Source organism: Sphaerospermopsis sp. FACHB-1194 (assembly GCF_014696235.1).
Lineage (GTDB): Bacteria > Cyanobacteriota > Cyanobacteriia > Cyanobacteriales > Nostocaceae > Sphaerospermopsis > Sphaerospermopsis kisseleviana.
Genome location: NZ_JACJPU010000006.1, coordinates 47,438 through 71,724, shown reverse-complemented (window position 1 = coordinate 71,724; position 24,287 = coordinate 47,438). Strand labels below are relative to the sequence as shown.

Below are 24,287 nucleotides of genomic sequence, written 5' to 3'. Positions count from 1 at the left end.
GAGATTTTTTTGTGACTTACAATACAATCAAGATTAATTTTATATTAAGATATTAAAACTTAGGAATTTTCCCTATTAGTAATAGCTTTCTATGGATGTCGCTACCAGAAACCTGAATCATTAGTCTGATTGTATGAAGAATATCAAGTTTTGACATATTATTTATGATACCTAATCAATCTTTTACTCCAGCCTTGTCTACTCAAACCGCTAGTACATTATTGACATTGACCATCGCTCCGGCTAAAGTCATTCGGGGTGGGGGTGTACTCCCTTCCGCAGTGGTGGAAATTACCCGTTTGGGAACTCGTCCTTTAATTGTCGCCGGAAATCGCACTCTCAGTATTTTTCAGGAAAGTTTACAACCGATTTTCCAAGCTGAAAATTTAGATACGGTTGCTAGTTCTTATGGTGCAGACTGCTGTGAAGCAACTTTAAAGGCTTTACGCAAAGCTGCAAAGGAACATAAAGCAGATATCATTATTGGTGTAGGTGGTGGTAAGGCTTTAGATACAGCTAAGTTAGTCGCCCATCAATTACAATTACCAATTGTCACAATTCCTACTTCGGCGGCTACCTGTGCAGCGTGGACGGCTTTATCTAATGTATATTCTGAATCAGGGGCGTTTTTGTATGATGTGGGTTTATGCCGTTGTCCTGATTTACTGATTTTGGATTATGATTTGATTCAAACTGCACCTCAAAGGACATTAGTTGCAGGTATTGGAGATGCGATCGCCAAATGGTATGAAGCATCGGTAAGTAGTGGACATTTACAAGACACTTTAATCATTGCCGCAGTCCAACAAGCAAGAGTTTTAAGAGATATTTTACTGCAAAAATCCGCAGCAGCTTTACAATCTCCTGGTAGTGAAGTATGGAGAGAAGTTGTAGATGCTACCGTATTATTAGCCGGTGTCATCGGTGGTTTAGGTGGCGCACAATGTCGTACAGTAGCTGCCCATGCAGTACATAATGGTTTAACTCATATCTGCGGACATGGTAGCATTCACGGCGAAAAAGTAGCTTATGGGATTTTAGTACAACTGCGATTGGAAGAAATGCTACAAAGTAATCAACTTGCAGATGCAGCAAGACAACAGTTATTAAAGTTTTATGCAGAGATTGGATTACCCAAAACATTAGCAGATTTGGGATTAGGAAATATTACCTTAACTGAATTGCAAACAGCCGCAGAAATTACTTTAGCACCAAATTCTGATATTCACAGATTACCTTTTCCCGTTGCTTTAGAACAGTTAATGGCCGCAATGGTTTCTACTACTGCACCAAATCAATTAAAAGTGAAAAATGGGTGATTGTTGACTGGTGACTGGTGACTGGTGACTGGGGGAAAAATTTTAGATTTTAGATTCTGGATAGTTAATGAAATATAATCGAAAATCCACAATCCTCTCATTGCATCACCAATCACCAATCACCAATCCCCAATCACCAATCCCCAATCCCCAATCACCAATCACCTATTCCGAGGTTTTTAGAATGAGTTTAAGTTGGATTACTCCCGCAGAAAGAATACAGAAATTACCGCCTTATGTTTTTGCTAGATTGGATGAACTCAAAGCAAAAGCAAGAGAACAAGGTTTAGATTTGATTGATTTGGGAATGGGAAACCCTGATGGTGCAACACCTCAACCGGTGATAGAAGCAGCGATGCAAGCTTTACAAAATCCTGCTAATCATGGTTATCCACCCTTTGAAGGTACTGCTAATTTCCGCAAGGCAATTACTAAATGGTACAATCGCCGTTACAATGTGGTTTTAGATCCTGATAGTGAAGCTTTACCTTTGTTGGGTTCTAAGGAAGGTTTAGGACATTTGGCGATCGCCTATATCAATCCTGGTGATATTGTCTTAGTACCATCCCCATCTTACCCCGTCCATTTTCGTGGTCCAATTATCGCTGGTGGTGTCATTCACAATATCACTTTAAAGGAAGAAAATGACTGGTTAATTGATTTAAGTTCTATTCCCGAAGAAGTAGCACAAAAAGCCAAAATTCTTTATTTCAATTATCCCAGTAATCCCACCGCAGCCACCGCACCCCGTGAATTTTTTGAAGAAATTGTTGCTTTTGCTAAAAAGTATGAAATTCTGTTAGTGCATGATTTATGTTATGCAGAATTAGCTTTTGATGGTTATCAACCTACAAGTTTATTAGAAATTCCTGGTGCAAAAGATATTGGTGTGGAATTTCACACCTTATCAAAAACTTATAACATGGCAGGTTGGCGGGTTGGTTTTGTAGTCGGAAATCGTCACATTATTCAAGGTTTAAGAACCTTAAAAACTAACTTAGATTATGGCATTTTTTCCGCATTACAAACAGCAGCAGAAACCGCTTTAGAATTACCAGATTCTTATTTACAAGAAGTGCAAACTCGTTACCGCACCCGTCGAGATTTCTTGATAGATGGTTTAGGAAAATTAGGTTGGAATATTCCTAAAAGTAAAGCTACCATGTATTTGTGGGTAAGATGTCCTGTCGGTATGGGTTCTACAGATTTTGCTTTAGATGTACTGCAAAAAACAGGTGTAGTAGTTACTCCTGGAAATGCTTTTGGTCCAGGTGGTGAAGGATATGTGAGAATTAGTTTAATTGCAGATTGCGATCGCTTGGGTGAAGCTTTACAAAGATTCAAAGAAGCAGGAATTTGTTATCAACAAGAAGCAGTCGTTTCTGTATAATTAACGTAGGGGTAGCGCCCCCGTGTCTACCCCTTATCCTATCTTTTAAATATCATCAGGATTAACACCTAAAGACCTTAAATAAGCTGCTAACTTCTCCTTTTTTTGTCGTTCTTGTTGGGCAATTTCTTCTGCTTGTTGCTGTGCTAATTTTGCTTGTTGGGCAATTTCTTCAGCTTCTAAACGAGCTTGTTTTTCAACAATAGCTCTTTCATCACCAGTTAACAACAAATTCCCCCCATCATCCCACCAACGTACCCAAGGTACACCGTCATCTTCTATTAAACCTAATTCCACACCCATAGGAGGAATCGAAAAATGTCCTCTTTCATTAAGTTGGATCTTTTGATAACTTCCATCTACTAAACGATAAACTTCTAGTAACGCTTTTCTCGCTTCAAAAATTCCATAGAAAGGGATGCGAATTGCTTGTTCATAAACCCAAAATTTCCCAGCTTTTGCTGTTTCACTGGGAGGAGTTTTATCCCTTTCTTCTTCCCCGTTCCCAGAAACAAATTCAATAGCTATTAATGGTGCTACAAATTCTTTCCATAACACATAGGAGCACCGATAGTCTCCATTCAGTTTTGGTGGTACATTAGGTACATAAAACCAATCTGGAGCTTCTGCACCTTTTTCTGGTGGATCTGTTAACCGCCAATAAATACCGCTATCCTGTCCAATACAATAGTTACCATCAGGATGTATTTTTTGTAATATTGGTTCAATGGAACTCGTTAAAACAATACTTTGGGGATGTTCCTGGAAGTTTTTCACGAAAGTACCATCTGAATCAGGTAGTTGTGTATGATCTGGTAATGTAAATTTAGGTGTATGAATATCTTGATTTGTGGGAGTAGTGGGGTTAATCACTGCTTGAGTGCTTTCCATAGTAACTCCAGAATATACATTGAATTAATTTTAACATGAGAATAGGAATTGATAATTGGTAAATGTAGATGATTTTTGTCTGAATCAGTATATCTAAGATTTGAGGATTTACAGGATGGAAAACGCAGATGAACGCAGATGAACGCAGATAATTTGAATTTTCTGAATCAGGATATCCAGGATTTTAGGATTTACAGGATGGGGAGTTATTTGTTATCGTTCAGATTTTAATTGTCTGTATCAAGATTTTTGATGATTGATTATAAATGAATATAATTTCATTCAATGAATCTGAATCAGTGAATATCATTAAATATCAAATTTTCAGAATCTTAATCACTAATTTATTAAATAATTGAAGAAAATAGATATGACAAAAATCCAGTAAATCCTTAAATCCTGGACATCCTGATTATGACAAATACAGTAATAGAAAATAAGACAGAAATGCAACTGTTTACTCAATACTTGTCGGTTAAGCTCAAAACCATGAGATTGGGTAGGTTGGGTTGAGGAACGAAACCCAACATTTACAGGTGTTTGTTGGGTTTCACTTTGTTCAACCCAACCTACAAAAATCCTTAACCGAACAGTATTGACTGTTTACTAAGTCTTAGAAATCAAAACTACACGAAAACCCACTTCACTAAACTTAGTATCACGGAAGTATCTCCAACGTTCACCAGAACGACAGTTTCTAGCATTGAATAACCAAGAACCTCCACGAAGCAGTTTATTTTTTTTAACGTTATTAATCAAATAACTACCATCTATAGGTGCATTATTATAGTTATCTTCATAATCATCCAAACACCACTCCCTTACATTACCGTGCATATCATACAAACCAAAAACATTAGGGGGAAAAGTTCCTACATCTGTAGTGTGTTGAAGAAACTTTCCTTGAGGAGCAGAACCATAGGGATAATTACCATCATAATTTACTAAATCTGGGGTAATACTTTCACCAAAATAAAAAGGTGTAGTCGTGCCGGCTCGACAAGCATACTCCCATTGTGCTTCACTAGGTAAAGTGTATTTTTTTCCTGTTTTTTGACTTAACTTTTTACAGAAAGCAAGCGCATCATCCCAACTGACTCTTTCAACAGGACGGTTTTCACCTTTGAAGTAGGAAGGGTTACTTCCCATAATCGCCTGATATTGTTTTTGTGTTACTTCATATTTCCCCATGAAAAAACCAGAAACAGTCACTTGATGTTGTGGACTTTCATCGGAATCTCGTTTTGCTTCAGTTTCCGGTGAACCCATCATAAATGTTCCTCCTGGTATTTCCACCATTTCCAAAGTGACATTATTTCCCAAGTCTTCTGTAAAATATCTTGCAGATGATTTGCGTTTATTGATGATTTTTCCCGATGCGTCGGTGGTGACAACTTCAAAATTAAAAGTATTGAGAGAAGTTGAGTTTGATGAATTTGATGAATTTGAATTTGATGAATTTGAGTTTAATGAATTTGAGTTTGACGAATTTGAGTTTGAGGTTGATCCGTTACCAGAATCTCCACCTATTAACTTTGATGCTAGAAACCCTAAAGTAGTGATACTACCAATAGCTAAACCTGTATTTTTGAGAAAATTACGACGGGTTGCAAGTGTCTCTGGAACTTCTAAATCTTTAAGAACTTCATCCGCAGATTGATAACGTTCATTAACATCAAATTTCAACAACTTATCTAAAACTATCCCCAGTTCCTTACTCACAGAATTAGATGAAGATTTCCGCCAATCATTCACCCATGCAAAACCATTTTTCGCCCAAAGTTCAAAAGGTGAATTTCCTGTGAATAGATGAAAACAAGTTACACCTAAAGCAAATAAATCACTAGCTGGATAAGCTTTACCTTCCTTAATTTGTTCATAAGGACTATAACCGTAAGAACCTATGGTTGTTCCAATTTGCGTGTGAACTGTAGATGTTAATTCTTTAGATGCTCCAAAATCAATTAACACCAATTTACCATCACTTTCTCGGCGCATGATATTCTGAGGTTTAATATCTCGATGAATTACATCACGCTCATGAATAAATTTTAAAACCGGTAATAAATCTAGTAATAATTCTTGAATTTGAGTTTCGTTATATGTTCCTTTTTGGGTTAATTCATTGAATAAATTTTCACCTTTAATAAACTGCTGCACTAAATACAGAAAACCGTTATCTTCAAAATAAGCAAACAGCGCAGGTATTTGGGGATGTTCACCTAAATCTTGTAAGAGTTTAGCTTCTGCGTTGAATAATTCAACCGCTTTTTTTAATGCGTAACTTCCTGATTGTTTGGGTGCAAATTGCTTGATAACACAAGTTTCATTCAGTTTCTGAGTATCTTCCGCTAAATAATTTCTACCAAAACCACCTTCAGTAGATAGCACCCGCAAAACCCGAAAGCGATTGATTAATAATGGTATTAAGGGAGTTCTGCAAGTTTGACAGAATTTGTTATCATCAGGGTTGATAGGTTGGGTACACTCTGGATTTAAGCAGCAGATCATAAACTGTGGCAAAAGACTGTATAACTTTTATAATATAACTTGATTGGTTATACTGTGTCCTATCTTTATATAGGAATCCTCTTTAGTATTTGAGAAATTAATGATCACCCCCACAACTACAACTCCTAGCTTCATTATCGCCGGCTTTCATGCCCTATCTGAACCTATTAGAATTAAAGTAATAGAATTACTGCGTCAGCGTGAACTATGTGTCTGTGATCTATGCGACATTTTAGATATTAGTCAATCAAAACTATCCTTTCACCTGAAAAATCTCAAAGAAGCAAATCTCGTTAATGCCCGTCAAGAAGGACGCTGGATTTATTATAGTCTCAACTTACCTCAATTTCAGGTTTTAGAACAGTATTTAGCCGATATTCACCGTAATTCTGTACTTTCTCCCCGTCGTTCTTGTTGTGAGTAAGCAACACTGGCAAAACCTCTTTCTAGTCTTCAGTAGCCAATCCATCAATTTTTTTTGATTAATTTTTGTGTATTATGCTATTCTCTTACTTGACATATCAAATTTTTTTGAAATGATGAATACAAAGATATATTATCAAGCAGACAGGTAAAGTCAGTGAAAACAACGGCACAAAGATTAGTCCTAGCGGTGGGAATGTTAGCATTAGCCAGCAGTTGTACCAGTACACCTGACACTTCCAGCAATATTCAGCAGTCACCACAAACTGCAACAGCCGCTACTTCCGGGACTGTATCAATCATTAAAATTGACGGTTCAAGTACAGTATATCCCATTACCCAGGCGATCGCCAAAGAATTTACAGCCAACACCAAAAACAACACCCAAGTACAAGTAAACATTTCCGGTACTGGGGGAGGGTTTGAAAAATTCTGTGATGGTAAAACAGATATAAATAATGCCTCTCGACCAATTTCTCAAGCGGAGATGGCAATGTGTAATAAGAATGGTATCAAATACATAGAATTACCCATTGCTTTCGATGCCTTAACCATTGCCGTACATCCGCAAAATGACTGGGCAAAAGATATTACCGTAGCAGAATTAAAAAAAATGTGGGAAGCTGCGGCCGAAGGAAAAATTACCAAATGGAATCAAATACGTAGTTCTTGGCCAGATCGTCCTCTGAATTTATACGGTGCTGGTAAAAAATCTGGTACATTTGACTACTTTACAGAAGCAATAATTGGTAAAGAAAAAGCCAGCCGTAACGACTACACAGCCAGCGAAGACGACGATGTTTTAGTAGAAGGCATCAACAAAGATCCCAACGCCTTGGGTTATTTTGGCTACGCATACTATGAAAAAAACCAAGATAAATTAAAAGTGGTAGCTGTTAATAACGGTAAAGGGGCAATTTTACCATCACAAGAAACAGTAGAAAAATCTAAATATCAACCACTGTCTAGACCTTTATTTATATATGTAAATATTTGGTCTAATCAAAACCAGGGAGATATTTATAAATTTGTAGATTTCTATTTACAAAAAGCACCAACAATAGTTAATTCTGTAGGTTCTGTACCTTTATCAGAGGAAGCCTACAAAATTGATTATGTGCATTTACATAACGGTAAAGCCGGAACAGTATTTGCTGGAAAATCACAATTTGATTTAAGTATTGGGGAATTATTGCGTAAACAAAAGGAATTTTAAAATGACAATTCGTGTAGGAATTAATGGCTTTGGCCGCATGGGACGTTTAGCAGTTCGCGCTGCTTGGAGTTGGCCAGAAATAGAATTTGTACATATAAATGAACTTAAAGGTGGTGCAGTAACAGCAGCGCATTTACTCAAATTTGATTCTGTACATGGAAAGTGGGAAAAAGAAGTTGAAGCTGGAGAAAACAGAGTATTTATTGATAATAAACCCTTAACTTTTAGTGAATATTCCCAACCTGGTGAAGTTCCTTGGGAAGAATTTGGAGTTGATATTGTTTTAGAATGTTCAGGAAAGTTTAGAAGTCCAGAAACTCTTAACCCTTATTTCAAAAGAGGTGTGCAAAAAGTAATTGTTGCAGCACCTGTAAAAGCAGGGGCGTTAAATATTGTTATGGGGGTAAATGATCACCTTTATGAAGCTGAAAAACATCATCTTTTAACCGCCGCTTCTTGTACTACCAACTGTTTAGCACCTGTCGTCAAAGTAATTCATGAAGGCTTAGGAATTAAGCATGGAATTATTACCACAATTCATGATAATACTAATACTCAAACTATTGTTGATGCACCTCATAAAGATTTGCGTCGGGCTAGGGCAACAAGTCTTTCATTAATTCCTACATCTACTGGTTCAGCTACAGCTATTGGTTTAATTTATCCAGAATTAAATGGTAAATTGAATGGTTTAGCTGTGCGTGTTCCTTTGTTGAATGCTTCCTTAACAGATTGTGTTTTTGAAGTTGTGAGACCCACAACAATAGCAGAAATTAATGGTTTATTGAAAGCAGCTTCCGAACAAGAACCATTAAAGGGAATTTTGGGTTATGAAGAACGTCCTTTAGTGTCAATTGACTATAAAGATGATCCTCGTTCTTCCATTATTGATGCCCTTTCTACGATGGTTGTTGATGAAACTCAGGTGAAAATTTTAGCTTGGTATGATAATGAATGGGGTTATGCTAACCGGATGGCGGAATTAGCTAAAAAAGTAGCTTTAAGTTTGCAGAAATAATGGTTTTTAAAGGGTGGGTTTCCTACCCTAAATATTTTTTCTCACGCAGAGACGCAGAGTCGCAGAGAGACAAAGAAAATTAGAGATTTTAATCATGGCTTCTACTACTGGTTCGGGTGCAAATTTAAGAAATTATGCTTTAGTTACCCTGGCTTATTGGGGGTTTACTGTTACTGATGGTGCTTTGCGGATGTTGGTTTTATTGTATTTCAATAAAATCGGTTATACACCTTTACAAATTGCGTTTTTATTTCTGTTTTATGAGGTTTTTGGAATTGTTACTAATTTTTTGGGCGGTTGGATAGGTTCGCAATTTGGATTGAAAGTTACTCTTTATAGTGGTATCGGTTTACAGGTTTTTTCTTTGGTAATGTTGTCTTTTTTAAATCCTGAGTGGGTGCAGTGGTTTGCAGTTTTTTATGTAATGGTAGCCCAGGCATTTTCAGGCATTGCTAAAGATTTAACTAAGATGAGTTCTAAAAGTGCTATTCGTTTGGTTGTTCCTCAAGATGCCCAGTCTTCTTTGTTTAAATGGGTGGCTGTTTTAACGGGTTCTAAAAATGCTTTAAAAGGCGTTGGTTTTTTTGTTGGTAGTGCTTTGTTATCTGTATTTGGTTTTGTCAATGCTTTGTTAATTATGGCAGGTGGACTATTTTTAATTATGTTCACTGGTTTATTATTACCCCAGGGTATGGGCAAAATTAAGAAGAAGGTTAAATTTAGTCAACTGTTTTCTAAAAGTCAGGAAATTAATATTTTATCTGCGGCTAGGTTCTTTCTATTTGGTTCGCGGGATGTGTGGTTTGTAGTGGGTTTACCTGTATTTTTACGTGAGGTTTTAGGTTGGTCTTTTTATCAAGTGGGTGGGTTTTTAGCTTGTTGGGTAATTGGCTATGGAATTGTGCAATTTTTAGCACCTAATTTATTACAAAAATTCGGTTCTGGTCGTCCACCGGAATCTCAAACTATCCAGTTTTGGACATTTACTTTAACTGCTGTTCCTTGTGCGATCGCTCTTGCTCTCCAAATCAATTTACCTGCTAATATAGTTATTATTAGTGGACTACTTTTATTTGGTGTGGTATTTGCCTTTAATTCCGCAGTTCATTCTTACCTGGTTTTGGCATTTACTGATGATGATAAAGTAGCCTTAAACGTTGGTTTCTATTATATGGCTAACTCCGGTGGTCGTCTTGCAGGTACAGTATTATCCGGTTTAGTTTATCAATTATTTGGTTTAGTTGGTTGTCTGTGGACATCAATGGTTTTTGTCTTAGCAGCAGCTTTAGTTTCTCTCAAGTTACCTAACCCCCAACCTAGTAAAAATATTGCTTGGAAAGGTGGAGATGGAGAATAGAAATTAAGTGACAGTTGACAGGTGACAGTTGACAGGTGACAGATGTTAATTTCCTTGAGTGTGTAATGTTGCTGTGAATTTATTAGAGTTTTGGAGGACTATATGAATCTACATCACGGAGACAATATAACTCCAATCAAGGCTAAAAGCAATCTCAGCTTTTTTGAAAAATACCTCACTGTTTGGGTGTTTATTTGTATCTTAGTAGGAATTGGTTTAGGTCGTTTATTTCCAGGTATTGCTGTCACACTTGACGCTATTAGTATTTATCAAGTTTCCATTCCTATTGCTATTTGTTTATTTTTCATGATGTACCCGATCATGGTGAAAATAGACTTTACCCAAGCTGTAAATGCCCTGCGTGCGCCAAAACCTGTAATTCTCACTTTAGTCATGAATTGGTTAATTAAACCATTCACAATGGTAGTATTTTCTCAGTTCTTTTTAGGTTGGTTATTTAAACCATTAATTACAGGTACAGAAATAATTAGAGGTAGTGAAATTAGTTTAGCTAATTCCTACATAGCTGGTACGATTTTATTAGGAATTGCGCCTTGTACCGCAATGGTTTTAATGTGGGGATATCTTGCCTATGGAAATCAAGGTCATACATTAGTAATGGTAGCAGTTAATTCTTTAACTATGCTATTTTTGTATGCACCGTTGGGGCGATGGTTACTAGCAGCAAATGATTTAACAGTACCTTGGCAAACTATTGTTTTATCGGTGTTAATTTATGTTGGTTTGCCTTTAGCAGCAGGAATGTATAGCCGTTATTGGATTTTTAAATATAAAGGTAGACAATGGTTTGAAAGACAATTTTTAAAATATCTTTCTCCTGTGGCAATTTCAGCTTTGTTAATTACTTTAGTTTTGCTATTTGCTTTCAAAGGAGAATTAATTGTTAAAAATCCTTTGCATATTTTATTAATAGCTGTTCCTTTGTTTATCCAAACTAATTTCATTTTTTTAATTAGTTATGTAGCCGCATTAAAATTAAATATATCCTATGAAGATGCAGCCCCAGCAGCTTTAATTGGTGCTAGTAATCATTTTGAAGTTGCGATCGCCACAGCAGTCATGTTATTTGGTTTAAATTCTGGTGCAGCACTAGCAACGGTGGTAGGGGTTTTAATTGAAGTTCCTGTAATGTTGATGTTGGTGGAATTTTGTAAACGCACAGCAGCATGGTTTCCCAGAGAACCGGAAAAAGCGACATTACCAGATCCGCGTTGTATTAATGTTTTTAGTGCTAATAATTAGTTGATCAAGATTTAGGAGAAAACAGGAGCATACCAATGAAAGAAAAAATAAACTTAGCCACTCCAAAAACTCTCTAAAACTCTCTTCACTTTGTGTCCTTTGCGTTCTTTGCGGTTCGTTATATAATTTTGTGCATCTTCATACAGAATTGGTATTAGATGTTATCAAACATATCAGGTTTGATTTTTCCAGTCTGTGTCTTCTGTGTTGGTTGTTTATCAATTAAAAAACCATGAAAAAAGTAATGTTTGTGTGTAATAAAAATTCCCGTCGTTCCCAAATGGCGGAAGGTTTTGCTAAAACTTTGGGACAGGGAAAAATAGAAGTTTATAGTTCTGGTTTAGCAGCCAGTGAAGTAGATCCAATTACTGTACAAGTTATGTTAGAAGTGGGCATTGATATTAGTAGTCAAACTTCTAAACCTTTCACAAACTTTAACCCAGAAGATTTTGATACTGTGATTTCTTTATGTGGTTGTGGGGTAAATTTACCCCAGGAATGGTTATTAAGAGAAGTGTTTGCAGATTGGCAATTAGATGATCCTCAAGGTGAGAATATTGACACATTTCGGCGTATCAGAGATGAGGTAAAGGAAAGAGTTATTAAATTAATTGCCGATTTATCCTAGCATTCAGCTATCAGCAGTCAGCAATCAGCTAAAATTCCTCATCAATCCCAAATAATAGCTGATTACTGATGACTGATTACTTACTAATTTTGCATCCCTTCAGCAATTTTCTGCACAGTTTCAACTGTTAAATTCAAAGCCTGGGCAATTTGTTCCACAGTTAAATTTAAAGCTAATAATCTAGGAACAGCTTCTAATTTTGCTTCCAAGCTTCCTTCTTCACGTCCTTCTTCACGTCCTTCTTCACGTCCTTCTTCACGTCCTTCTTGATAAACCTTTGTTTGTTTCAAATCACTTAGACTAAACATAGCTTCCATCTCCTTTCTACTCATTCTAGGAAACTTGTAAACCAAGATAGTTTCTACCAATTCTAATAACTGTCGTTGTTTGTCATGATTGATTTCCTGCTTGGTTCTGTTGATTAACTCTTTAGCTGTGGTAATTGTTTTGTTTTCATCTTCGATGATTAATTTTATCGTAGCAATACCAATGGGTAAAGATGCACTTTCACCCAGTTCATCTAGATAAATTCGGCTGACACGCTGACTGGTGAAAAATTCACTGTAATGTTGAGTATCTGCTGTATCTAAATTGCGACTGGGATAAATAACAACCCCCCTCCAAGGATTTTGAGGTTGATATTGACGTAGGTATAAAAAAACTTCCGAGAATAAACGGTAATAAATTCGCGCATCGTCTTGAAACTGCACTTCCACGAAATAAATCGGGTTTTGTACATCTTGTTTTGGTAGAAAAACCCCATCTATGCGAAAAGCGGTTTGTTTAATTTCCACAGATGAGAATTTATAGGCCGCTGCGGTTTGTGTTTTCTGACCAATTAATTCAAAAAATATACTCGGAAACTCTTGAAAAAGTCGGTAAAATATGCTGTCAGTTTTCACTATGGATAATTGAGATTTGGGAAATTGCCACTGGGAAAATTTTACTTTTGCTAAGTAACTGAACCTGAAAAAACGTAATATCCATATCCCCAACTTCTTTAAGAAATCAGGGATATGTCCACTTTATACACTTCTATTTTACTTTTAATTATGTTGACCTACTTGTTGCTGATTTACCATCATTATTTATTCTCTCCCCAATCACCAATCACCAATCACCAGTCACCAATCACCATTATCCCACTTTGACGGCAAATACGACTTAGAAATTACGGTTCACCCCAATTCCTGAACGTATTAATTCTCATACATTATTCAGAGTAACAGCAGTTCAATCCATGAACCAACTAAAAACAACCTTTAAAATAAACCGTCCCATCCAAGGTTCGGGAGGTTCGGGAAACCACCCTTCATGGACTGGCTACATAAGTTCAGTATATATATCAGCGTAACTTGTGGTTTTCACCCCAGACTAGCGCAACCATGCTGGACTGACTGCTTATTTTCAATCAGTTGGTTCAAAAGGTTCAAACATAAGGTTCAAATATAAGGTTCAAACATTTAGTCCTTTATAATCCCATTCATTTGTAGTTATACGGAAGCAGCACCCAAAATGGCAAAAGTAGTAGGAATTGACTTAGGTACAACTAACTCTTGCGTAGCAGTGATGGAAGGTGGTAAACCCACTGTAATTGCTAACGCTGAAGGTTTTAGAACCACACCATCTGTTGTGGCGTTTGCGAAAAATGGTGATAATTTAGTAGGTCAAATCGCTAAACGTCAAGCGGTGATGAACCCCGAAAATACTTTTTATTCTGTAAAACGTTTCATCGGTCGCCGTTTTGACGAAGTTACCAACGAAGCTACAGAAGTTTCTTATAAAGTTCTCAGCAGCAGTGGTAACGTTAAACTAGATTCTCCCGGTGCTGGTAAGCAATTTGCACCAGAAGAAATTTCCGCTAAAGTTCTCCGCAAACTGGTAGAAGACGCTAGTAAATATCTGGGTGAAACCGTTACCCAAGCAGTTATCACCGTTCCTGCTTATTTCAACGACTCCCAACGTCAAGCAACCAAAGACGCTGGTAAAATCGCTGGTATTGAAGTATTACGGATTATCAACGAACCTACCGCCGCTTCTCTAGCTTACGGTTTTGATAAAAAGAGCAACGAAACCATCCTGGTATTTGACTTAGGTGGTGGTACATTCGACGTATCTGTATTAGAAGTTGGTGATGGTGTATTTGAAGTATTAGCAACCTCTGGTGATACCCACTTGGGTGGTGACGACTTCGATAAAAAAATAGTTGACTTCTTAGCAGAACAATTCAAAAAAGCAGAAGGTATTGACCTCCGCAAAGATAAACAAGCTTTACAACGTCTGACTGAAGCTGCGGAAAAAGCCAAAATTGAACTATCCAGCGTTACCCAAGCGGAAATTAACCTTCCCTTCATTACCGCTACCCAGGATGGTCCAAAACACCTGGATACTACTTTAACTCGTGCAACTTTTGAAGAACTTTGTTCCGATTTAATTGACCGTTGTCGCATTCCTGTAGAAAATGCTCTCAGAGATGCTAAGTTAAACAAGAGCAATATTGATGAAGTTGTTTTAGTTGGTGGTTCTACTCGTATTCCCGCAGTTCAGGAAGTAGTAAAACGGGTGTTGGGTAAAGACCCTAACCAAAGCGTTAACCCTGATGAAGTGGTAGCTGTGGGTGCTGCTATTCAAGCGGGTGTGCTTGCTGGTGACGTTACAGGTATCTTGTTGTTAGACGTAACTCCTCTATCCTTGGGTGTGGAAACCTTGGGTGGAGTGATGACCAAGATTATTCCTCGTAACACAACTATTCCTACCAAAAAATCTGAGGTATTCTCCACTGCGGTTGATGGTCAAACCAACGTAGAAATTCATGTTCTGCAAGGTGAACGGGAGTTTGCTAACGATAACAAGAGTTTGGGAACTTTCCGCTTAGATGGTATTCCTCCTGCTCCCCGTGGTGTACCTCAAATTGAAGTTACCTTTGACATTGATGCTAACGGTATCCTCAACGTTACTGCAAAAGATAAGGGAACTGGTAAGGAACAATCTATCAGCATTACTGGTGCTTCCACCTTGGATAAAAATGATGTGGAACGCATGGTACAGGAAGCTGAACGCAACGCATCTGCGGACAAAGAACGTCGTGAGAAAATTGAACGCAAGAACCAAGCTGACTCTTTAGCTTACCAAGCTGAGAAGCAATTGGAAGAATTAGGTGATAAGGTTCCAGAAGCTGATAAAACCAAGGTTCAAGCTTTGGTGAAAGATTTGCGGGAAGCAGTAGCTAAGGAAGATGATGAGCAAATCAAGAAACTCACACCAGAATTGCAACAAGCGTTGTTTGCAGTAGGTAGCAATATCTATCAACAAGCTGGTGGTGGTGCTGCTCCTGGTGCTGAAGGTCCCGGTGCTGGTGGTGGTTCTACTCCTCCTTCCGGTGGTGGTGATGATGTGATTGATGCTGATTTTACTGAGAGTAAGTAAGCGGTGATTGGTGATTGGTGATTGGTGATTGGTGATTGGTGATTGGTGATTGGGAAGAATACAAATAACTCCAATCTAAAATCTAAAATCTAAAATCTAAAATTTTTTCCCAGTCACCAGTCACCAGTCCCCAGTCCCCAATCTTCTGGTTCATAACCGGAGGATATTTTTTCTATTGCTTTATCAATTAAATCTAAACCTTGTTGCACGGTTTCTACTAAACTTAATTGTCCGCGCAGGTCTGCTGCACCCGTGAAACCTTTAGCATACCAGGTGAGATGTTTACGGGCTTGACGAACTCCGCGATCGCCTTTATACTCCCATAAAGCATAAAGATGTTCTCTGGCACATTGTAAACGTTCTATGGGTGTGGGCGCTGGTAATAATTCCCCAGTCTTTAAGAAATGGTCAACTTCACCGACTAAAAACGGATAACCCAAAGTTCCACGGGAACACATCACCCCATCTGCACCGGTTTCTTCTAAACATCTTACCGCCGCTTCAACTGAGAAAATATCCCCATTTCCAATTACAGGAATAGATAAGATTTCTTTTACCTTGGCTATCCATTCCCAACGAGCGTTACCATTGTAACCTTGAGCGCGGGTTCTACCATGCACGGTAATCATTTTTGCACCCGCATCTTCCATTCTTTTAGCAAAGTCAAGAATGGTAATTTCTTTATCATTCCAACCAATGCGGGTTTTCACGGTTACGGGAACATCAACAGCTTTCACAACTTCCCGCACAATAGCTTCAGCTACTTCCGGTTGTCTTAATAAGGAAGAACCACCACCATTTTTAGTGATTTTATTAACTGGACAACCCATATTAATATCAACAGTATCCGCACCTTCTGCTACTGCTTTAACTGCTGCTTCGGCTAAAAAATCAGGACGACAATCAAATAACTGAATACTAATAGGGCGTTCGTTGGGGTCTACCTCCATAATTTTTGGTAGTTGTTTGACATAATGCAACCCCGTGGCGTTTACCATTTCCGTATACATCATTGAATCTGGTGCATAACGCCGCACTAAACGCCGAAATACCAAATCTGTCACCCCGGATAATGGTGATTGTAACACCCGGCTTTTGACTTCAAATGAGCCGATTTTTAAAGGTTGGGAAAGTCGAGCTTGAAGAGTGGGGGACAGTGAAAGCATAAGAATAATTCAATAAATTCAATCAATTAAATGAAGTATAATGACTAGAAACAAAGTACATACAGAAAAGTCAAGTACCTTCAAAACGTCTTCGATCCTGCCTTTTGCCTCTTGCCTATTACTTACATTCTAGCTGTAAAGCTGCTTCAACTCTTTGATATTCTGTCATTGCTTTGGATAATTTTGATGGGGCTTCTGCTAAGTTTTTATTACGACCAGAATCTTCTAAATCTTTACAAAATTCAGATAAAGTCTTAGCACCGACAATAGCACTACTAGATTTGAGAGCATGAGCTTCTAATTGTAGTGTTTTTGCGTCTCCTTGAGTAATAGCATCCTGAATCGACTGCAAACGCTGAGGCGTATCCTCCAAATAACATTGTATTATTTCTATAAATTGTTCTGCGTCATTATTGCAAATAATGTCTTTCAGTTCTTTTAAAGCCGAAGCATCAAGTATATTATTAGGCATATTTTCAACAATTTCAATATTACTCACACCTTGTTTTTGACAATTACGTAAAGCGTTTGTTAAATCATCAATTCTAATTGGTTTTGTAGTGTAGTCATTCATCCCCGCTGCCAGGCATTTTTCCCGATCTCCTTGCATAGCATTAGCAGTTATCATACCCAGAGACTGACATTGTAACATCAAGGCTTGGCGATTGATGATATTATCGTCAACTATTAGCACTCGTTTATTAGCAATTAATTCTTGGTTATAAAGATAAGTTTGTACATTAATTTATCCAAACTATTTATTTTTATATAGAAAAATATACCAAATTAGTAATTCTTACAAGAAAAATTATGGTTAAGTTTTGTATTATTCGATCACCGTAGATCCGAAACGATACCCTTTACCGTAAACGGTGTGAATTAGTGCAGATTCTCCACCTATCTCAATCTTACGACGTAACAGGCGAATTAAGGCAGCAATGACATTACTTTCTGGTTGTTCGTCATCTGTCCACAAATGTTGCATAATTTGGCTGTGTGTAAGTAACTGTCCTGCATTTTCCATAAAATATTTGAGTAGATGGCTTTCTTTTTGCGATAGCTCAATTATTCTCCCTTGACGATAGGCTATCTGATTTTCTACATCCAGTTCTAAATCAGCTACTACTAAGCGTCCGACTGTGGTACTGTAAGCATCAAAACTAGAACGACGTAACAAAGCACGGACTCTTGCTAGTAACTCCCGCAGTTCAAAAGGTTTAACTAAATAATCATCTGCACCTGCATCTAAACCTTGCACCCGATCATCTAAGGTATCTTTAGCGGTGAGAAATAGTACAGGGGTAGTTTTACCTTGAGTGCGTAATTCTTGACAAATTTCTAAGCCTGTTTTTCCTGGCAACATCCAATCTAAAATTAATAAGTCATAGGTTTTAGTTTGTGCCAGTTGTCTGCCGCTTATTCCTTCATAAGCAGCATCCACAGTATAACCTTCACGAGTTAAGACACGACTCAAGGGATCTGTGAGTTCGATTTCATCATCAACTAATAAAATTCTCATGTTGCTTGTGGTGAGATAATAAACCGCAAAGACAAAGATATCAAAAAAAATAATGCTGACTGTCGCACTACCAAAAGGGGAATTACTTAAAAATAGCATCCGCTTGCTGCAATCTGCGGGATTGGACTTTAGTGGTTTTTTAGATGCTGGAAACCGCCAACTACAAATTCCTGATGCTAGTGGACAAGCTAAAGGTCTGTTAGTACGAGCGCAAGATGTACCTGTTTATGTGGAATATGGTCAGGCGCAATTGGGTATTGTGGGTTATGATGTGCTACGAGAGAAAAAACCGCAGGTTGGACAATTAGTTGATTTGCAATTTGGTTATTGTCGGATGTCTGTGGCGGTAAAAGCTTCTAGTTCTTACAAATCTCCTTTAGACTTACCTGCTCATGGTCGAGTTGCTTCTAAATATGTTAATTGTGCGCGGGAGTATTTTCAAAGTTTAGATTTACCGATTGAAATAGTTCCTTTGTATGGTTCGGTGGAATTAGGACCGATTACGGGTATGTCTGAAGCTATTGTCGATATAGTTTCTACAGGACGAACTTTGCGGGAAAATGGTTTAGTGGAAATTGCGACTTTGTATGAAAGTACGGCGAGGTTAATTGTTCATCCTTTGAGCTATCGTTTGAATATGGGTAATTTACACAAAGTGGTGGAACAGCTAAGAGTTAATAATTGATAATTGATAATTGACAATTGACAATTGTTTTATTCAAGGTTTAAAACCTCCCCTTGAAAGGTGTAAAAACCCAAAATTCTGCTTTTTCAATCCTCTTCCTTTCAGGGAGAGGTGATTGTCATATCATGTCGTGAGGATAGTTGACAGGTGACAGTTTTAGACAGTGGGTAAGTTTTAATTTTTAAGCTGTTGTGCAAGATTTTTTAATTTTTACCCTCAAAACTCTTGCATTGTTTGAAAGTCAAAATAGCTCAAATTCTTTAACTGTAATGTTTTCCCATTTATTCAGCAAACCCTATTTTACTAACAGCGATCGCTACTTTCCTCGCAAGCATCACATACTCCCTGAACTGTAACCTCGTAGGTTTTTCCCTGCAAACCAGGACGGAGATTTTTTAACTCAATACATTGAAATGTATCCCAAGCTATATCTTCAATAGCACCGCAAGACTGACAGCAAAAGTGATGATGGGGTTGAACATTAGCATCATAACGAGATACCCCCTCTTGCAATAATACTTCCCTCACCAGTCCCACTTCTCTGAGTGCTTGTAGAGAACTATATATAGTGGCCTGGGATGAAACAGGAAAATCTTTATTTAAATCAGTCAGTATTTGCTCAACAGTTGGGTGATCTGTGCGAGATAACAAATTTGCATAGACCGCAAAGCGCTGAGGTGTCACCCGCAAACCCTTGGATTTTAAGGTTTGAATAATTGCGTTTGCTTTTTCCTGCATAACTATTGCCGTATTTATAGAGATTTAACCCTAATTATAGTTTAGCACATTATAGTATATGTTACTTTTTATAAAAATTAAGTATTTATAACTATTGAATTTTTATTAAATCAGAATTATTCTGAGATAGAGACAAAAAGCAAACACAATTTCACACATCAAAACATCAAGAGGTCAACATGGCTGTAATCGAAACCGTTCCTAACGTTGTCTTTAAAACCCGTGTTCGTGATGAGTCCATTGGTGGACCCAACCCCTTCCGTTGGCAAGATCGCACCACTGAAGAACTGTTTGCTGGTAAGCGTGTAGTAGTATTTTCATTACCTGGTGCGTTTACTCCCACTTGTTCCACCTCCCACCTACCTCGCTACGAAGCACTCTATAACGAATTTAAAGCTTTGGGAGTTGATGAAATAATTTGTATATCTGTAAATGATGCCTTTGTGATGTTCCAATGGGGTAAACAACAAGGTGCGAACAATGTCTTCTTGTTACCCGATGGCAATGGCGAATTTACCCGGAAAATGGGAATGTTAGTAGATAAAGCTAACTTGGGCTTTGGAATGCGGTCTTGGCGCTACTCAATGGTAGTTAATAACTGCAAAATTGAAAAAATGTTTATTGAGCCTGGTTTTGATGATAATTGTCCCACCGATCCTTTTGAAGTGTCAGATGCAGACACCATGTTAAATTACCTCAAAAGTGTGAAATAGTTGATTGGTAATTGGTGATTGGTAATTGGTGATTGGGAAAAATAACTAATGACTAATAACTAATCACTAATGATTAATCAATAAAATCCCAAATCTAAAATCTAAAATTGTTATGACCTACGAATTTGACTTATTTGTAATTGGTGCTGGTTCTGGTGGTATTGCGACTGCAAGAAGGGCGGCGGAATATGGTGCGAAAGTAGGAATTGCCGAGTTTGATAGACTGGGTGGAACTTGTGTAAACCGTGGTTGTGTGCCTAAAAAACTCATGGTTTATGCTTCTCATTTTCCCGAATTATTTACTGATGCTGTAGGCTATGGTTGGAGTGCTGTTAAAAGTTCTCTAGATTGGGAAAAGATGATTACCGCAGTTAATAATGAGGTAGATCGTCTGAATGGAATTTATCAAAAAATGTTGGATAATTCCCAAGTTGAGATTTTACAAGGATATGGAAAATTAATTGATAACCATACAATTGTAGTAGGTGAAAGAACAGTTACAGCAGATAAAATATTAATTGCTGTGGGTGGAAAGCCAACAAAACCGGATATTCCTGGAATTGAAAATGCTATTACATCTGATGAGATCTTTCACCTGAAAACACAACCAAAAAGGATGGTGATTTTAGGTGGTGGTTATATTGGTTCAGAATTTGCTTGTATCATGAATGGACTGGGAACAGAAGTTACCCAGATCACTCGTGCGGATATGATTTTGCGTGGGTTTGATGATGATTTGCGAAGTGAAATTCAACAAGGAATGACAAACCACGGGGTAAAAATTCTCAATCACACTCAAATAATTGGCTTTGAAAAAGACGCAGAAGGAATCAAAGTCAAAGTTCGCAAAGATGGCGAGTCTGAGGATACTGTGGTTGTGGATGCGGTGAGTTTAGCGGCGTTAGGAAGGAAACCAAATACTCAAAACTTGGGTTTAGAAAATACCAAAATTCAACTCAAAAATGGAGCAATTGTAGTTGATAAATATAGCCGTACAGACGAAGAAAATATCTATGCAGTGGGGGATTGTACGGATAATATTAACTTAACACCCGTAGCAATTAATGAAGGTAGAGCTTTTGCTGATACGGTATTTGGTGGCAAATCTCGCACCATGAGTTATGAAAACGTTCCCACAGCGATTTTTACCACACCAGAAGCGGCTACAGTGGGTTTAACTGAAGCAGAAGCGCGAGAAAAATATGGTGATGCAGTGAAAATTTATCGCTCTCGTTTCCGTCCCATGTATTATACTTTAGCGGGTAAAGAAGAAAAAACCATGATGAAATTAGTGGTTGATCAAAATACTGATCAAGTATTGGGGGCGCAGATGGTAGGTACAAATGCGGCAGAAATTATTCAAGGAGTGGCGATCGCCATTAAAATGGGTGCAACCAAAGCTAACTTTGATGCTACAGTCGGTATTCATCCGAGTTCAGCGGAAGAGTTTGTTACCATGAGATAATGTCAGTTGTCAGTTATCACTGATAACTGATAACTGATAATTGATAGCTGATAATTGATAACATGAGCATCTATCCAAATAAAAAGAAATCTCCAGAAAAATCCCGCCAAAATCAAAATGACTGGCGGTTATTTTTGCGTTTATTACCCTATGCTCGCCGTAGCGTGGGTTTATTAGTAGTATCAATGTTTTTGCTCATACCTCTTGGTATTGCTAACTCTGTTCAACCGTTATTAATTGGACAAGCAATATCTTTAATTCGTCAAGAACCCAGTGTTTATGAATTTATCAAAAATCGTTCTTTATATGAAGGTTTAACTATCATTCAAGGATTATTCTTGATAACAATTATTATCAAGTTATTGCTGACAGGATATCAGGGTTATTTAGTACAGAAATTAGGACAGAAAATAACAGCAGAAATTCGTAAAGACTTATTTCATCATGTGACATCATTAGCAGTTAAATATTTTGATCGCACACCCGTAGGTAAACTAATTACTAGACTAACCAGCGATGTTGAAAGTTTAGGAGATGTCTTTGCTACTGGTGCTGTCGGAATTTTTGCTGATTTATTTTCTATGTTGCTAATTATTGGTTTTATGTTTTCTATCCAATGGCAACTAGCGATTCTATTACTACTTATATTGCTACCAATTTCCTGCTTAATTATTTACTTTCAAAAACAATATCGTCAAGCCAACTATAAAACTAGAGAAGAACTATCAAAACTCAATTCACAACTACAAGAAAATATTGTTGGTGTAAATGTAGTACAGTTATTTCGCCGAGAAAAATTTAACGCAGAATTATTTAGAGAGACTAATAAAAAATATGTTGCAGAAGTTGATACTAGCATTTGGTATGATTCTGCTGTTTCCTCTACTTTAGAATGGGTTAGTTTAATTGCTATTGCTGGTGTATTGTGGGTAGGCAGTTTACTAATTTTAAGGGATAATCTCAGCTTTGGTATTTTATCTGCATTTGTTTTATATGGGCAAAAATTATTTTTTCCTCTGCAAAACTTTGCTGAGAAATTTACAACTATTCAAGCTGGTTTTACTGCTATTGAAAGAGTTATTGGTATTTTAGATGAACCAGTAGAAATCAAAGATAAAAGTAACCCTCGGTTATCAATTTTAGATAATCAATTTGGTTATATAGATGAGATAATTAGAGATTTAGAAGCACAGAATTTTAACACTGCACCAGAATTAGGAGAAATTAGATTTGAAAACGTCTGGTTTGCTTACAAAGATGATGATTATGTCATTAAAAATCTAGACTTTATCATTCATCCAGGGGAAAAAATAGCTTTAGTCGGACCTACTGGGGCGGGTAAAAGTTCAATTATCAGGCTGTTATGTCGGCTTTATGAACCAACAAAAGGACGTATTTTGATTGATGGTATTGATATTCGGGAAATACCACAAGCAGAACTGCGGCGTTATATGGCGGTAATTTTGCAAGAGGCTTTTTTGTTTGCTGGTGATGTGAAAAGTAATATTACTTTAGGGGATAGTTACACCTTGGAAGAAATTGAACAAGCAGCACAAAAAACGAATGTTGCTGATTTTATTCAGCAATTACCTCAAGGATATGATACCCAATTAAGAGAAAGAGGAACAAATATTTCTAGTGGAGAAAAACAGCTTTTAGCCTTTGCGCGGGCTGCTATTCGTAACCCGCAAATTTTGGTATTAGATGAAGCTACAGCTAATTTAGATGTGGGAACAGAAGCGTTAATTCAACAAGCATTAAATCAACTTTTAATCAAACGCACGGCAATTATTATTGCTCACCGTTTGTCAACTATTAGGAATGTAGACCGAATTTTTGTATTGAAGCGGGGAGAATTAATTGAACAAGGAAGTCACGAACAATTAATAGCACAAGGTGGACTTTATTCAACTTTGCATAATTTACAAATGTTGGGAACTTAGACGGTAATTGATAATTGATAATTGACAATTTAAGAAGACAAGAGAAAAATTTTTCTACTGAGAAAATTGTCAATTATCCATTGTTAATTGTCCATTGTTGAAACCATTTCAAATTCTAACTGATGACTTTTGAGAAAATCATGAGTGAAATGATCTACCACATTTGTATCACTTAACTCTAAATTATAAAAGTCTACAAAATCATGATCAAAATATGGTCCTGCGTGCCAAGTTCCAACTTCTAATTTAATAAAACAATTTCCAGGAATACGAAAAGCAGCAAGTTTTTCTAATACAGGTTTGTTAATGTCGTTTTTAGGTGGACAAACTGCCATAAACCAATTTTTTCCTTCTAAAGAACCTAAACATTGAGTACATTGGGTATGACGGGTAATTTTATGAAACTTTGTTCCTTTATTGTGCAAACGCATAATATAAAAACGAGGAATACCGTTTTGTAAATTTAATTGTGCGTCTTCTGAATCAAAAGATTTCCCATCTTTGCTGGCAAATATTACTTGTCCATAGGGTTGAAAGTTTTCTGGTGTGATCAATTCTGATTTTAATTGTTTTAATGTTGAAGATGTAGTCATAAAAAATCCTGCAACAATCCTAT

Annotated in this window: 23 protein-coding genes; 14 read left to right on the top strand and 9 right to left on the bottom strand. The window is 37.2% G+C overall.

Annotated elements, in window-relative coordinates; all coding sequences use genetic code 11:
• Positions 1 to 167 precede the first annotated feature (167 nt).
• The gene (locus H6F45_RS05470) at positions 168 to 1,319 is read left to right on the top strand and encodes an iron-containing alcohol dehydrogenase family protein (protein WP_190346726.1); all 1,152 of its coding nucleotides are present in this window, start codon (positions 168 to 170) and stop codon (positions 1,317 to 1,319) included.
• Here the strand turns inward: H6F45_RS05470 and H6F45_RS05465 are convergent.
• A complete protein-coding gene (locus H6F45_RS05465; RefSeq protein ID WP_190346688.1) occupies positions 1,295 to 1,438 on the bottom strand; it encodes a hypothetical protein in 144 nt (47 codons plus the stop codon). The two genes, H6F45_RS05470 and H6F45_RS05465, sit on opposite strands and share 25 nt — an antisense overlap.
• Before the next feature lie 65 nt (positions 1,439 to 1,503).
• Here H6F45_RS05465 and H6F45_RS05460 point away from each other — a divergent pair, with 65 nt between their 5' ends.
• Entirely contained in the window at positions 1,504 to 2,709 is a 1,206-nt protein-coding gene (locus H6F45_RS05460) for an aspartate aminotransferase (RefSeq protein WP_190346687.1), read from the top strand.
• A gap of 45 nt (positions 2,710 to 2,754) precedes the next feature.
• Here H6F45_RS05460 and H6F45_RS05455 read toward each other — a convergent pair whose 3' ends face one another.
• Both H6F45_RS05455 and H6F45_RS05450 read right to left on the bottom strand, forming a co-directional pair.
• A complete protein-coding gene (locus H6F45_RS05455; protein ID WP_190346686.1) occupies positions 2,755 to 3,600 on the bottom strand; it encodes a Uma2 family endonuclease in 846 nt (281 codons plus the stop codon).
• A 606-nt stretch (positions 3,601 to 4,206) separates the two neighbouring features.
• A complete protein-coding gene (locus H6F45_RS05450; RefSeq protein ID WP_190346685.1) occupies positions 4,207 to 6,111 on the bottom strand; it encodes an SUMF1/EgtB/PvdO family nonheme iron enzyme in 1,905 nt (634 codons plus the stop codon).
• 100 nt (positions 6,112 to 6,211) lie between these two features.
• Here H6F45_RS05450 and H6F45_RS05445 point away from each other — a divergent pair, with 100 nt between their 5' ends.
• The 6 genes from H6F45_RS05445 to arsC all read left to right on the top strand — a co-directional run bounded on the left by H6F45_RS05445 (position 6,212) and on the right by arsC (position 12,016).
• Positions 6,212 to 6,535: a metalloregulator ArsR/SmtB family transcription factor gene (locus H6F45_RS05445; RefSeq protein WP_190346684.1), complete on the top strand. Its 324-nt coding sequence runs from the start codon at positions 6,212 to 6,214 to the stop codon at positions 6,533 to 6,535.
• A gap of 156 nt (positions 6,536 to 6,691) precedes the next feature.
• Positions 6,692 to 7,750 (top strand): PstS family phosphate ABC transporter substrate-binding protein, encoded by a 1,059-nt coding sequence (locus H6F45_RS05440; RefSeq protein ID WP_190346683.1) that lies wholly within the window; start codon positions 6,692 to 6,694, stop codon positions 7,748 to 7,750.
• 1 nt (position 7,751) lies between these two features.
• Entirely contained in the window at positions 7,752 to 8,768 is a 1,017-nt protein-coding gene (locus H6F45_RS05435) for an ArsJ-associated glyceraldehyde-3-phosphate dehydrogenase (RefSeq protein WP_190346682.1), read from the top strand.
• Between the two features lie 94 nt (positions 8,769 to 8,862).
• The gene (gene arsJ / locus H6F45_RS05430) at positions 8,863 to 10,125 is read left to right on the top strand and encodes an organoarsenical effux MFS transporter ArsJ (protein ID WP_137666017.1); all 1,263 of its coding nucleotides are present in this window, start codon (positions 8,863 to 8,865) and stop codon (positions 10,123 to 10,125) included.
• Positions 10,126 to 10,227: 102 nt separating this feature from the next.
• On the top strand, positions 10,228 to 11,388 hold the full coding sequence (gene arsB, locus H6F45_RS05425) for an ACR3 family arsenite efflux transporter (protein WP_137666018.1): 1,161 nt from the start codon (positions 10,228 to 10,230) through the stop codon (positions 11,386 to 11,388).
• A gap of 232 nt (positions 11,389 to 11,620) precedes the next feature.
• Entirely contained in the window at positions 11,621 to 12,016 is a 396-nt protein-coding gene (arsC, locus tag H6F45_RS05420) for an arsenate reductase, glutathione/glutaredoxin type (RefSeq protein ID WP_236103952.1), read from the top strand.
• 83 nt (positions 12,017 to 12,099) lie between these two features.
• Here arsC and H6F45_RS05415 read toward each other — a convergent pair whose 3' ends face one another.
• A complete protein-coding gene (locus H6F45_RS05415; protein ID WP_190346681.1) occupies positions 12,100 to 12,918 on the bottom strand; it encodes an Rpn family recombination-promoting nuclease/putative transposase in 819 nt (272 codons plus the stop codon).
• Between the two features lie 114 nt (positions 12,919 to 13,032).
• Here H6F45_RS05415 and H6F45_RS26920 point away from each other — a divergent pair, with 114 nt between their 5' ends.
• Together H6F45_RS26920 and dnaK are read left to right on the top strand one after the other, a co-directional pair.
• Positions 13,033 to 13,167, top strand: a complete 135-nt coding sequence (locus tag H6F45_RS26920; RefSeq protein ID WP_265586209.1) for a hypothetical protein — start codon at positions 13,033 to 13,035, stop codon at positions 13,165 to 13,167.
• A gap of 364 nt (positions 13,168 to 13,531) precedes the next feature.
• On the top strand, positions 13,532 to 15,442 hold the full coding sequence (dnaK, locus tag H6F45_RS05410; protein ID WP_096571762.1) for a molecular chaperone DnaK: 1,911 nt from the start codon (positions 13,532 to 13,534) through the stop codon (positions 15,440 to 15,442).
• A gap of 113 nt (positions 15,443 to 15,555) precedes the next feature.
• Here dnaK and dusB read toward each other — a convergent pair whose 3' ends face one another.
• From dusB to rppA, 3 genes are all read right to left on the bottom strand, one after another.
• Complete coding sequence (gene dusB, locus H6F45_RS05405; RefSeq protein ID WP_137666019.1) at positions 15,556 to 16,608, bottom strand: tRNA dihydrouridine synthase DusB; 1,053 nt, start codon at positions 16,606 to 16,608, stop codon at positions 15,556 to 15,558.
• Between the two features lie 118 nt (positions 16,609 to 16,726).
• Entirely contained in the window at positions 16,727 to 17,302 is a 576-nt protein-coding gene (locus H6F45_RS27290) for a response regulator (protein WP_137666020.1), read from the bottom strand.
• A gap of 132 nt (positions 17,303 to 17,434) precedes the next feature.
• Complete coding sequence (rppA, locus tag H6F45_RS05395) at positions 17,435 to 18,127, bottom strand: two-component system response regulator RppA (RefSeq protein ID WP_096572838.1); 693 nt, start codon at positions 18,125 to 18,127, stop codon at positions 17,435 to 17,437.
• Between the two features lie 52 nt (positions 18,128 to 18,179).
• Between rppA and hisG the strand changes: the two genes are divergently transcribed.
• Complete coding sequence (gene hisG / locus H6F45_RS05390; protein WP_096571765.1) at positions 18,180 to 18,812, top strand: ATP phosphoribosyltransferase; 633 nt, start codon at positions 18,180 to 18,182, stop codon at positions 18,810 to 18,812.
• Between the two features lie 303 nt (positions 18,813 to 19,115).
• Here the strand turns inward: hisG and H6F45_RS05385 are convergent, their stop codons facing one another.
• Positions 19,116 to 19,550 carry a Fur family transcriptional regulator gene (locus tag H6F45_RS05385; protein ID WP_137666021.1) on the bottom strand — a complete coding sequence of 145 codons (435 nt, stop codon included), beginning with the start codon at positions 19,548 to 19,550 and terminating at the stop codon, positions 19,116 to 19,118.
• A 179-nt stretch (positions 19,551 to 19,729) separates the two neighbouring features.
• On the opposite strand from H6F45_RS05385, the gene H6F45_RS05380 reads away from it, so the two are divergent.
• The 3 genes from H6F45_RS05380 to H6F45_RS05370 all read left to right on the top strand — a co-directional run bounded on the left by H6F45_RS05380 (position 19,730) and on the right by H6F45_RS05370 (position 23,671).
• Positions 19,730 to 20,263, top strand: coding sequence for a peroxiredoxin (locus tag H6F45_RS05380; RefSeq protein ID WP_096571767.1), 534 nt, complete (start codon positions 19,730 to 19,732; stop codon positions 20,261 to 20,263).
• 112 nt (positions 20,264 to 20,375) lie between these two features.
• Positions 20,376 to 21,728 (top strand): glutathione-disulfide reductase, encoded by a 1,353-nt coding sequence (gene gor / locus H6F45_RS05375; RefSeq protein WP_137666022.1) that lies wholly within the window; start codon positions 20,376 to 20,378, stop codon positions 21,726 to 21,728.
• A 62-nt stretch (positions 21,729 to 21,790) separates the two neighbouring features.
• Positions 21,791 to 23,671, top strand: a complete 1,881-nt coding sequence (locus H6F45_RS05370) for an ABC transporter ATP-binding protein (RefSeq protein ID WP_137666023.1) — start codon at positions 21,791 to 21,793, stop codon at positions 23,669 to 23,671.
• Positions 23,672 to 23,754: 83 nt separating this feature from the next.
• On the opposite strand, the gene H6F45_RS05365 is transcribed toward H6F45_RS05370, so the two are convergent.
• Entirely contained in the window at positions 23,755 to 24,264 is a 510-nt protein-coding gene (locus H6F45_RS05365; RefSeq protein WP_190346680.1) for an ureidoglycolate lyase, read from the bottom strand.
• Positions 24,265 to 24,287: the final 23 nt, after the last annotated feature.

What these genes read in the sequence shown, in the direction of transcription:
- H6F45_RS05460 (WP_190346687.1), top strand. Translation starts at nt 1,504, where the DNA reads ATGAGTTTAAGTTGGATTACTCCCGCAGAAAGAATACAGAAATTACCG.
- H6F45_RS05455 (WP_190346686.1), bottom strand. Translation starts at nt 3,600, where the DNA reads ATGGAAAGCACTCAAGCAGTGATTAACCCCACTACTCCCACAAATCAA.
- H6F45_RS05450 (WP_190346685.1), bottom strand. Translation starts at nt 6,111, where the DNA reads ATGATCTGCTGCTTAAATCCAGAGTGTACCCAACCTATCAACCCTGAT.
- H6F45_RS05445 (WP_190346684.1), top strand. Translation starts at nt 6,212, where the DNA reads ATGATCACCCCCACAACTACAACTCCTAGCTTCATTATCGCCGGCTTT.
- H6F45_RS05435 (WP_190346682.1), top strand. Translation starts at nt 7,752, where the DNA reads ATGACAATTCGTGTAGGAATTAATGGCTTTGGCCGCATGGGACGTTTA.
- arsJ (WP_137666017.1), top strand. Translation starts at nt 8,863, where the DNA reads ATGGCTTCTACTACTGGTTCGGGTGCAAATTTAAGAAATTATGCTTTA.
- arsB (WP_137666018.1), top strand. Translation starts at nt 10,228, where the DNA reads ATGAATCTACATCACGGAGACAATATAACTCCAATCAAGGCTAAAAGC.
- arsC (WP_236103952.1), top strand. Translation starts at nt 11,621, where the DNA reads ATGAAAAAAGTAATGTTTGTGTGTAATAAAAATTCCCGTCGTTCCCAA.
- H6F45_RS26920 (WP_265586209.1), top strand. Translation starts at nt 13,033, where the DNA reads ATGTCCACTTTATACACTTCTATTTTACTTTTAATTATGTTGACCTAC.
- dnaK (WP_096571762.1), top strand. Translation starts at nt 13,532, where the DNA reads ATGGCAAAAGTAGTAGGAATTGACTTAGGTACAACTAACTCTTGCGTA.
- dusB (WP_137666019.1), bottom strand. Translation starts at nt 16,608, where the DNA reads ATGCTTTCACTGTCCCCCACTCTTCAAGCTCGACTTTCCCAACCTTTA.
- rppA (WP_096572838.1), bottom strand. Translation starts at nt 18,127, where the DNA reads ATGAGAATTTTATTAGTTGATGATGAAATCGAACTCACAGATCCCTTG.
- hisG (WP_096571765.1), top strand. Translation starts at nt 18,180, where the DNA reads ATGCTGACTGTCGCACTACCAAAAGGGGAATTACTTAAAAATAGCATC.
- H6F45_RS05385 (WP_137666021.1), bottom strand. Translation starts at nt 19,550, where the DNA reads ATGCAGGAAAAAGCAAACGCAATTATTCAAACCTTAAAATCCAAGGGT.
- H6F45_RS05380 (WP_096571767.1), top strand. Translation starts at nt 19,730, where the DNA reads ATGGCTGTAATCGAAACCGTTCCTAACGTTGTCTTTAAAACCCGTGTT.
- gor (WP_137666022.1), top strand. Translation starts at nt 20,376, where the DNA reads ATGACCTACGAATTTGACTTATTTGTAATTGGTGCTGGTTCTGGTGGT.
- H6F45_RS05370 (WP_137666023.1), top strand. Translation starts at nt 21,791, where the DNA reads ATGAGCATCTATCCAAATAAAAAGAAATCTCCAGAAAAATCCCGCCAA.
- H6F45_RS05365 (WP_190346680.1), bottom strand. Translation starts at nt 24,264, where the DNA reads ATGACTACATCTTCAACATTAAAACAATTAAAATCAGAATTGATCACA.